This window comes from Cognatundibacterium griseum (genome assembly GCF_014284195.1).
In the GTDB taxonomy this organism is placed as follows: domain Bacteria; phylum Pseudomonadota; class Gammaproteobacteria; order Burkholderiales; family Burkholderiaceae_D; genus Undibacterium; species Undibacterium griseum.
The window spans coordinates 985,335-994,816 of sequence record NZ_JACOGC010000001.1; the positions used below are offsets into that span (position 1 = coordinate 985,335).

General features: G+C 53.7%; 6 protein-coding genes and 1 pseudogene. 6 read left to right on the forward strand and 1 reads right to left on the reverse strand.

The window, feature by feature from the left end; genetic code table 11:
* Positions 1-15: 15 nt before the first annotated feature.
* The 6 genes and pseudogenes from H8K27_RS04450 to H8K27_RS04475 all read left to right on the forward strand — a co-directional run bounded on the left by H8K27_RS04450 (position 16) and on the right by H8K27_RS04475 (position 8,967).
* On the forward strand, positions 16-1,329 hold the full coding sequence (locus H8K27_RS04450; protein WP_230418861.1) for an MFS transporter: 1,314 nt from the start codon (positions 16-18) through the stop codon (positions 1,327-1,329).
* A 117-nt stretch (positions 1,330-1,446) separates the two neighbouring features.
* Positions 1,447-3,192 carry an alpha-amylase family glycosyl hydrolase gene (locus tag H8K27_RS04455; protein ID WP_186861961.1) on the forward strand — a complete coding sequence of 582 codons (1,746 nt, stop codon included), beginning with the start codon at positions 1,447-1,449 and terminating at the stop codon, positions 3,190-3,192.
* Complete coding sequence (locus tag H8K27_RS04460) at positions 3,192-5,606, forward strand: glycoside hydrolase family 31 protein (protein ID WP_186861962.1); 2,415 nt, start codon at positions 3,192-3,194, stop codon at positions 5,604-5,606. The genes H8K27_RS04455 and H8K27_RS04460 overlap by 1 nt, the downstream gene beginning before the upstream one ends.
* 130 nt (positions 5,607-5,736) lie before the next feature.
* A pseudogene (locus tag H8K27_RS04465) lies at positions 5,737-7,598 on the forward strand (glucokinase).
* Positions 7,599-7,751: 153 nt separating this feature from the next.
* Complete coding sequence (locus H8K27_RS04470; RefSeq protein ID WP_186861963.1) at positions 7,752-8,555, forward strand: DUF6348 family protein; 804 nt, start codon at positions 7,752-7,754, stop codon at positions 8,553-8,555.
* A gap of 46 nt (positions 8,556-8,601) precedes the next feature.
* Positions 8,602-8,967: a hypothetical protein gene (locus H8K27_RS04475; protein ID WP_186861964.1), complete on the forward strand. Its 366-nt coding sequence runs from the start codon at positions 8,602-8,604 to the stop codon at positions 8,965-8,967.
* A 120-nt stretch (positions 8,968-9,087) separates the two neighbouring features.
* Here the strand turns inward: H8K27_RS04475 and H8K27_RS04480 are convergent.
* Positions 9,088-9,482: ExbD/TolR family protein (locus H8K27_RS04480; RefSeq protein WP_222610574.1), on the reverse strand; the 395-nt coding region annotated here is incomplete at its 5' end.

Consider the following 9,482-nt stretch of genomic DNA (forward strand, 5'->3'; position numbering starts at 1 on the left):
ACCATGTATGAAAAAATGAAGAAGCCATCACTGTCATTCTGGCAGTTGTGGAATATGAGTTTCGGCTTTTTTGGCATTCAGTTCGGATTCGCCTTGCAGAATGCAAATACCAGCCGGATTTTCTCCACGCTGGGTGCCAGCCCGGATGATTTGCCATTGTTCTGGCTGGCAGCGCCAGTGACCGGGCTGCTGGTGCAGCCGGTGATCGGTTACCTCAGCGACCATACCTGGCATCCCAAATGGGGGCGTCGCCGTCCATTTTTCTTCATTGGCGCCCTGCTGGCTTCGCTGGCGCTGTTCATGATGCCGAATTCCACGGCCTTATGGATGGCGGTCATGGTGCTGTGGCTGATGGATGCTGCGATCAATGTTTCGATGGAGCCATTCCGTGCATTTGTCGGCGACAAGCTGAACACCTCCCAGCAGACGGCAGGCTTTGCGATGCAGACGTTTTTTATCGGTTGTGGCGCAGTCATCGCTTCTTTGCTGCCAAGTTTTTTCTCCGATATCTGCGGTCTGAACAATGTGCCGGTGAATGGCGCTATTCCTGAGACGGTCCGTTATTCATTTTATGCCGGTGCCGTGATTTATTTTCTCGCCGTGTTATGGACGGTGTTGAGCAGCGATGAACTGCCACCGGAGGATCTGGAACAGTTTCGTGCACAGAAGTCCGCCACAGGCGGTATCGGATATGCTTTTCGCGAGATTCTGGCAGGGTTTGGCCAGATGCCGGTCACGATGGTGCAGCTGGCAGTTGTCCAGTTCTTTACCTGGATTGCCTTGTTTGCGATGTGGATTTATACGACATCGGCGATTGCCGACACGGTATTTGGTACACAGGACGCACAATCTGCCGCTTTTCAGGAGGCGGGCAACTGGGTGGGCACGATGTTTGCCGTGTATAACGGCGCTTCTGCCCTGGCGGCTTTTCTGCTGCCTGTGCTGGCCCGCCGGTTCAGTAAAAAAATGGTGCATCTGCTTTGTCTGGTCATTGGCGGTATCAGCCTGATCAGCATTTTCTTCATCAGCCAGAAAATGTGGCTGCTGTTGCCGATGCTGGGTGTGGGCATTGCCTGGGCCAGCATCCTGACGATGCCTTATGCCTTGCTGGCGGCGGCCTTGCCTGCTGAAAAAATGGGGTACTACATGGGGGTGTTCAATTTCTTTATCGTGATCCCCCAGATTGTCAGCGGCCTGCTGCTCGGCTTTATCACCAAACAGTTTTTCGCGGGCCATACAGTGCAGACGCTGATGACTGGCGGCGCTTGCATGGTATTGGCAGGCTTGCTGACGCTGCTGGTCAGAGAGCCATCCGCCACGGCGCAGTAACTATGGCCATGATTCCGGGTGCTGTTACCGCGCCTGGCGTCACGGTTACCGATATCAATTCTGATGTGCTGATCAGGCTGTGTTCTGCAATGAGACAGTGTTCAGTATGAGGTCACGATGAAAAAAAATGCTTTCTTATCCAGCTCCGTCTTGTCCGGCGTATTGCTGTCGACCGCCTTTTCCAGCCTGACTGCCTGTGCCGGAAACAGCCAGGAGCAATCCGCATTACCGGCAGTGACCGTCCCAGCCCAGACGCCTGCTGCAGCGGGCACGCTGCCTTTTTCCTGGGACAATGCGACGGTCTATTTTTTGCTGACCGACCGGTTTAATAATGCCGATCCGCGCAACGACCTGGCTTATGGACGTAAAGCCGATGCCGCCGAATTGCGGGGTTATATGGGCGGTGATCTGGCAGGCATTACGGCAAAAATCAGGGAAGGATATTTTGATCAGCTTGGCGTGGATGCGATCTGGCTGACGCCGCCGGTGGAGCAGATTCACGGCTCCACGGATGAGGGCAGTGGCGTGTCGTATGCTTTCCATGGCTACTGGGCGCGTGATTTCACCAGTGTCGATGCTAATCTGGGGACGGCGCAGGACATGCAGGAGCTGGTGGATACCGCGCATGCGCATGGCATTCATATTCTGCTGGATATCGTCATGAATCATGTCGGGCCAGTCACACCGCAGGATGCTCCGTGGCCGGCGAGCTGGGTGCGTGATGAGCCGGTCTGCACCTATAAGGACATTCCTACCACCGTCACTTGTGCTTTGGTGAAAGGGTTGCCGGATATCCGGACAGAGAGCGATGCGCAGGTCGATCTGCCAGCATTTCTGGTTGATAAATGGAAAGCAGAAGGCCGTTACGACAAGGAGATGGCTGAGCTGGATGCGTTTTTTACCCGCACCGGGTTTCCACGGGCCCCCCGTTATTTCCTGATGAAGTGGCAGACCGACTGGGTCCGGAAATATGGCGTTGACGGATTCCGTGCCGACACGGCAAAACATGTGGAGCCTCAGGTCTGGAAGGAGCTGAAACAGCTGGCCAGCCAGGCGTATGAAGACTGGAAGAGGGCAAATCCCGCAAAGAAAACCGGTGATCAGGCGTTTTTCATGACCGGTGAGGTCGGATCATATGGCATCGGAACCGGCCAGTATTTCACGATGGACGGCGGAACGAAGATTAATTTTTATAATTATGGCTTCGACAGCCTGATTAACTTCGGATTTAAATACGATGCCGCCCAGACTTACGAAAATCTGTTCAGCAGTTATTCCGGAAAACTGCATGGTGAATTAAGTGGCTATTCGGTTCTGAACTATGTCAGCTCACATGACGATGAGCGGCCGTTTGATCTGCATCGTCAGAAACCGCTGGAAGCCGGCACCCGCTTGCTGCTGAGTCCGGGTTCGGCACAGATTTATTATGGCGATGAAACAGCGAGAAATATTGACGTCGCCACCGCAAACGGCGATGCCAGATTGCGTTCATTCATGAACTGGGATGCGATTGCCGCCAACCCCTTGCAGGGTAACGTGCATGTCGCTGACATTCTGGCGCACTGGAGAAAGCTCGGTTTATTCCGCCACGCGCATCCCGCAGTCGGCGCCGGGGTGCATCAGATGATGGCTGCCCAGCCTTACACATTCAAACGGACGCTGAACCGGCAGGGTCTGCTGGATCAGGTCGTGGTGGCGCTGGATTTACCCGCAGACCGGGATTCAGTGATCACGGTTCAGGGCGCATTTAACGATGGCGTCTCAGTGCGGGATGCTTACTCCGGAAAGACGGCAACAGTCGTGAATGGAAGTGTCCGGTTTGATAGCCGTCTTCCTGTCGCTTTGATTGAACTGAATAAATAATGAAGAAAAAAAATTACCTGAAGTATCTGGGCGGCATCGTCGGTTTACTGGCATTCGCCAGTACGCATGCGCTGGCGCAGAATGCCGGCCGGACAGTACAAACGATACAGCAGCAGCCTGATTCGCTGCGCGTGGTGACGAACGATGGTGAATATCAGTTCCGGCCATATACTGCGCAGATGATAGAAACCAGTTTCATTCCGCACGGTCAGCAGATGCCGGTTCCGGCATCGCATGCGGTGGTGCTGCAGCCGGAAAAAATTCCGGCATTGCTGAAAAAAACGGCAGACGGGCTGGATTATCAGGCTGGCGATATGACGGTCCATATTCAGGAAAGTCCGTTCCAGATCAGTTACCGTTACAAAAACAGATTACTGTTTTCAGAAAAGCAGGGTTACAGCAAAATTGCCACAGGAGAGCGGCTGGATTTCAACCTGACCAGTGATGAAGTATTGTATGGTGCTGGCGCCCGGGCGCTGGGCATGAACCGGCGTGGCTATCGTCTGCCGCTGTATAACAAGGCGCATTACGGTTACGAGGAACATTCCGAGCAAATGAATTTTTCCATCCCTCTGGTGTTGTCATCCCGGATGTATGGAATTCACTTTGACAATGCGGCGATTGGCTATCTTGATCTCGACAGCCAGAAAAACAATACGCTGGCCTACGAAACGATTCGCGGCAGAAAAGTGTATCAGGTGATGGCCGGCGACAGCTGGGAGCAGCTGAGCGCCGGTTACGCCAACCTGACCGGACATCAGCCTTTGCCGCCACGCTGGGCATTCGGGAATTTTGCCAGCCGTTTTGGTTATCATTCGGAAGCGGAGGCGCGTGCAGTGATCGCACGGTTTCAGGCCGAGCAGATACCGGTCGACGCGATTATTTTTGATCTGTACTGGTTTGGAAAAGAGATCAAGGGAACCATGGGAAATCTCGCCTTTGATCCGGATAATTTTCCGCAGCCGGAAAAGATGATCGCAGATTTCCGGCAGCAGGGAATCAAGACCATTCTGATTACCGAGCCATTTATTCTGACTACTTCCGGACGATGGAAAGAAGCGGCTGACGAGAAAATTCTCGCCACAGATCAGCAGGGAAAACCGTTCACCTATGATTTTTATTTCGGTCATACCGGACTGATTGATTTGTTCGATCCACATGCGCGCGACTGGTTCTGGAATGTGTACAAAACATTGAAAGCCAAAGGCGTGACGGGGTGGTGGGGTGACCTGGGTGAACCGGAAGTGCATCCTGCCGCGTTACAACATAAAAACGGCAGCGCAGATGACGTCCATAATATTTACGGACATGAATGGGCCAAACTGATTGCTGAAGGATATGCGCGAGACTTTCCTCAGGAGCGGCCGTTCATCCTGATGCGTGCCGGCTATTCCGGCTCGCAGCGCTACGGCATGATTCCGTGGTCTGGCGATGTCAGCCGCAGCTGGGGCGGCTTGCGCTCGCAGCCGGAAATTGCGCTGCAGATGGGTATGCAGGGCATGGCTTACATGCACTCCGATCTGGGCGGTTTTGCAGGCCCGAATCTGGACGATGAATTGTATGCGCGCTGGCTGCAGTATGGTGTATTCCAGCCGGTTTTCCGTCCGCATGCGCAGGAAGAAGTCGCCTCTGAGCCGGTATTTCGTGAAGCCAAGACCAAAGCGCTGGCTAAAGCGGCGATTGAGCTGCGTTACCGCTTATTACCCTACAATTACACGCTGGCATTCGATAACCATGAGACGGGTTTGCCGCTGATGCGTCCGCTATTCTTTGCTGAGCCGGGAAATCCAGCGTTGAGCGCGGTGGCAGACAGCTATCTGTGGGGCAGCGAATTTTTGGTGCACCCTGTGCTGCAGGCCGGGCAGCAACAGGCTGAAATCTATTTTCCGGGTGAGCGTACCTGGTTCGATTTTTACAGCGGTGAGGCACATGCTGCAGGCAGTTCAGGCAGGGTGAAGGTCGTGGTTGACCATATTCCGGTATTTGTCCGCGCTGGTGCGTTTATTCCGATGGCAAAGCCGATGCAGAATACCCGCGAGTATTCGGGCAGCGAATTTGATCTGCATTATTACCATGACGCCAGTGTCACGCATGCTTCCGGCAAGCTGTTTGATGACGATGGCGAAACAGCCGATTCGGTCGCGCAGCAAAAATATGCCGTGATGTATTTTCAGAGTGAATATGCCAGCGGAACATTACGCCTGCAATTGAGCTGCACCACCGGTAAAAATTATCCGTCCCGTGACAGAAAAACCGCGATCACGATTCACCATATCCTTAGCAGACCTGTTCGGGTACTTGCAGGAAATACGCCACTGGCATTTGACTGGAATGCCAGCACCGGGGAATTGAAAATCATGCTGACATGGAAAGATCAGGAGCGGCCGGAAATTTCCGTGAAATTATCTGATTGATATGCATTGAAAATGGTATCAGTGGTCCGTGCTGTGGTAAATTGCAAAGCTTTTATGTGCCTGTTATCCCGGGTGCGTGAAACCGGATGTCATTGTTCCGGCTCTTATCGGAAAGTATCTACAAAGAACTATGACTGAACAAGCATTAGCAGAACATGGCGGTGCCGGATTTTCCGGCGGCCCGCGCTTACTCGCAGATATTGGCGCCACGCATGCACGCTTCACGCTGGAGACAGCGCCCGGCGTATTTTCCGCCGTGCGGATTCTGAAATGCGACGAATATTCCGGCATCGTGCCTTTGTTGCGCGCTTATCTGGATGCGCATCAGGGAAACCGCATCCATCATGCGGCTTTTGCGATTGCCAATCCGGTGGATGGCGACGATGTGCGGATGACCAACCGTGACTGGACGTTTTCGATTGAAGCTGTCCGGCGCGAATTCGGCTTGTATACGCTGCTGATCGTGAATGATTTTACGGCGCTCGCCATGTCCTTGCCGGGGCTGCAGGCCAGTGATGTGATGCAGGTCGGCGGTGGTTCTCCGGTAGCAAAATCGGTGATTGGCGTGCTGGGGCCGGGAACCGGCCTCGGTGTGTCTGGTCTGATTCCGACTTCCGACGGCTTCGTGACACTTGGATCGGAAGGCGGGCACGTCAATTTTGCGCCATGCGATGAACGGGAATACGCGATCCTGCAGTTTGCATGGAAGGAATGGTCGCATGTATCGACCGAGCGTTTAATTTCCGGGCCGGGACTGGAGCTGATTTACCGCGCTCTGGCACATCGCAACCAGTCCACTACCGGCGCGCTGCTGGCGCAGGACATCATGCAGCGCGGCCTGAGCGGCGCCGACCCGCTTTGCGCAGAAGCACTGGAATGTTTCTGCGGCATGCTGGGCAGTTTCAGCGCCAATCTTGCCGTGACGCTGGGTGCGTTTGGCGGCATCTATATCGGCGGCGGTATTGTGCCCCTGATGGGCGAACAGTTTAAGCAATCTTCTTTCCGCACACGGTTTGAGGCCAAAGGACGCTTTACCTCTTATCTGGCGCAGATTCCGACTTACGTCATCACTACGCCTAATCCCGCGTTTTACGGCGTTTCAGCGATTTTGTCCGAGCATTTACGGGGACGCAGCGGCGACAGCGCCCTGATGGACCGGATACAGCAAATTCAGCAGGAACTGACACCTGCTGAACGCAGGGTCGCGACGCTGGTGCTGGAAAATCCACGGACTGTGCTCAATGAAGCGATTGCAGAAATCGCCCGTCTGGCGGATGTCAGCCAGCCGACAGTCATCCGCTTCTGCCGGTCGCTGGGTTTTACCGGGCTGGCGGATTTTAAACTCAAATTTGCCAGCAGCCTGACAGGAACGATTCCGGTCAGACACAGTCAGGTCCGACGAAAAGCGACAGCACGCATGATCTGAGCGCCAAGGTGATTGATAATACCGTTTCGGCGATTCTGAATTTCCGTGATCAGCTGGAAGTGCATGCGATCGATCAGGCAATTGCTTTGCTGCGCAAAGCAAAAAAAGTCGAATTTTATGCGATGGGCAATGCGCGGGCCGTAGCGCTGGATGGGCAGCATAAATTTTTCCGCTTCCGGATTCCCACGGCCAGTTACGGGGACGCACATTTATTTTCGATGGCGGCGGAATTGCTCAATCCCGGAGATGTCGTGATCGTGGTTTCCAATTCAGGTAAATTGCCGGAACTGCTGCACGCCGTGGATATCGCACTCAATGCTGGCGCAGATGTGATTGCCATTACTCCGCATCAGTCACCGCTGGCCAAAAAAGCCAGCGTTTGTCTGGCTGTGAATCACACGGAAGATAATTCTACTTTCCTGTCGATGATTTCGCGCATTCTGCAACTGCTGCTGATCGATATTCTTGCCGTCGGATTGTCGGTGGATGCCCCCGGCAGCGATGATCTCCGGCAGCAGGAAGTATCGCGCCTGAGTCATTTGCTGATCTCTCATCTGGACAGCTGATTCACTGATCGTGACCTGCCTGTGGTCAGCGAACTGGCCGCAGGCGACATTTCCGGCAGAACCACAAAAAAAGTACAATGCCGGATTTGAGCCTTGTATCTGGAAAACTGCAGCAGCGGTTTCAGTCCTGCCAGAAATTTCTTTATCTTCCTTATGTCAATTTTTGAGCGGTTAAAAAATAAATTTACTCCGGCCTCGCGTGATCATTTGCTGTTCAGGCCGTCAGTCAACAGTGATCCGGCCTTGCTGGCAGCCATGACGACGGCATTGCGCACAGCGGCAATTCCCTTTGAATCAACGGAACAGAATCTGCACGTACGTTTACCGGACGGCCTGATATTTTCCGCCGAAGCCGTGGAACGGGTGGCGCTCGGTGATGGCAGGGTAAGAATCTGCATCAAAATCGCCGGATGGCATGCAGATTACTTCCCGCAAGGAATTGCTGAGTACCAGCATGCGCTGGGCTCTTCTGAAGAGAGCGCCATTCAGGAAGCCTTCAAAAACTGGGTCAATATGGATCTTCCTGTCCTGCAGGATGCCGTCAGCCTGACGCCCTCGGCATGCACTATGATTCAGCTTCAGGTACCTGCCGCGCCTGAAACCATAGCCACTTCCCGGCAAGTGATTTTGGGACCGGTCGCACATCTCGCCAGCAGACCGGCTCAAAGAGCCGAAGAACATCCGTTTTGCCCTTGCTGTCTGCTCACCGAGTGCATGCCGGTGTTGCACGATTTATTGCAGACCAATGCGTTCCTCGGAGTGCGTCTGTTCGTCTCCAGGGATCAGCTGGGAAAGCTGGCGGTGGATTGTCGTGTGAATGGCGAGGATTTTCCTGCAGCAACTGAACCACTGATCGCTTACGCTGCCAAATGGCAGGATCGTGGGCTGGAATTCCGGAAACAGTATCTGATGATCCGGTCGGCGCGTGAGATTCCTGCTGCGACGGTCAGGGATTAAAGCAAAAAGTAATAGGGATGAACGTCAAAAGAGGTCTGCTGGCCGGGTGAATGAATCTCTTACCCTGTCCAGACATGACGTCGATAAGGCGGTTGATATGTGGCCTTGCCGGAAACAGAAAGAGAGACAGCGTATGCAAATGTGGTTACGTTTTACTGCAATATTGATCGCAGCCGGCATGGCCTGGTTTGTGGTCGTATCCCCTTCTTTGATCGTCCAGTATCTGGTGCCGGTCGCTGATACATGGTTCCATCAATTGAATGTACATCAGCAGGAATGGGTATTGATTGTCGTTCGCTGGGTCTTGCCGGCGATTACAGGGGTATGCAGTCTGATTTTGATGATTTCCAATATCCTGGCCATGTGGCGGCAAAGGAGAGAGAAAACTTCCTTTTCTGATAAGCTGTCATAAGTCAATTCAGTATGCGTGCTGTTGACGAAAAACGAGGTAACGGAATATGAAAAAAGCAGGGATCAACCCTGCTTTTTTGTTGGAGATGATGCCGGATAAGCGCATCACTGATGGCAAAGATTACTTCAGGAACTGCTCATTGCCCACCATCCCGATCTTCGTCACCCCCAGCCGCTGCGCCGAGGCCATCACCGCCGCCACCGACTTGTACGGCACCACCGCATTCGGCCTTAAATGCACCTCCGGCTGGTTCGGCTGCGTCGCCACTTCCGTCAGCTTCGCTTCCAGTTCGTTACGGTTCGCCACCGCCGCACCATTCCACAACACCGTCCCGTCAAAGTCGACGTCGATGTTGATCACCACCGGCGGCTCTGTCGGCTTACTCGGTGTGTTGGTCGGCATGTTCAAATTCACCGCGTGGTTCTGGATCGGAATGGTGATGATCAGCATGATGATCAGTACCAGCATGACGTCGATTAACGGTGTCATGTTCATTTCGATCATCACTTCCGGTT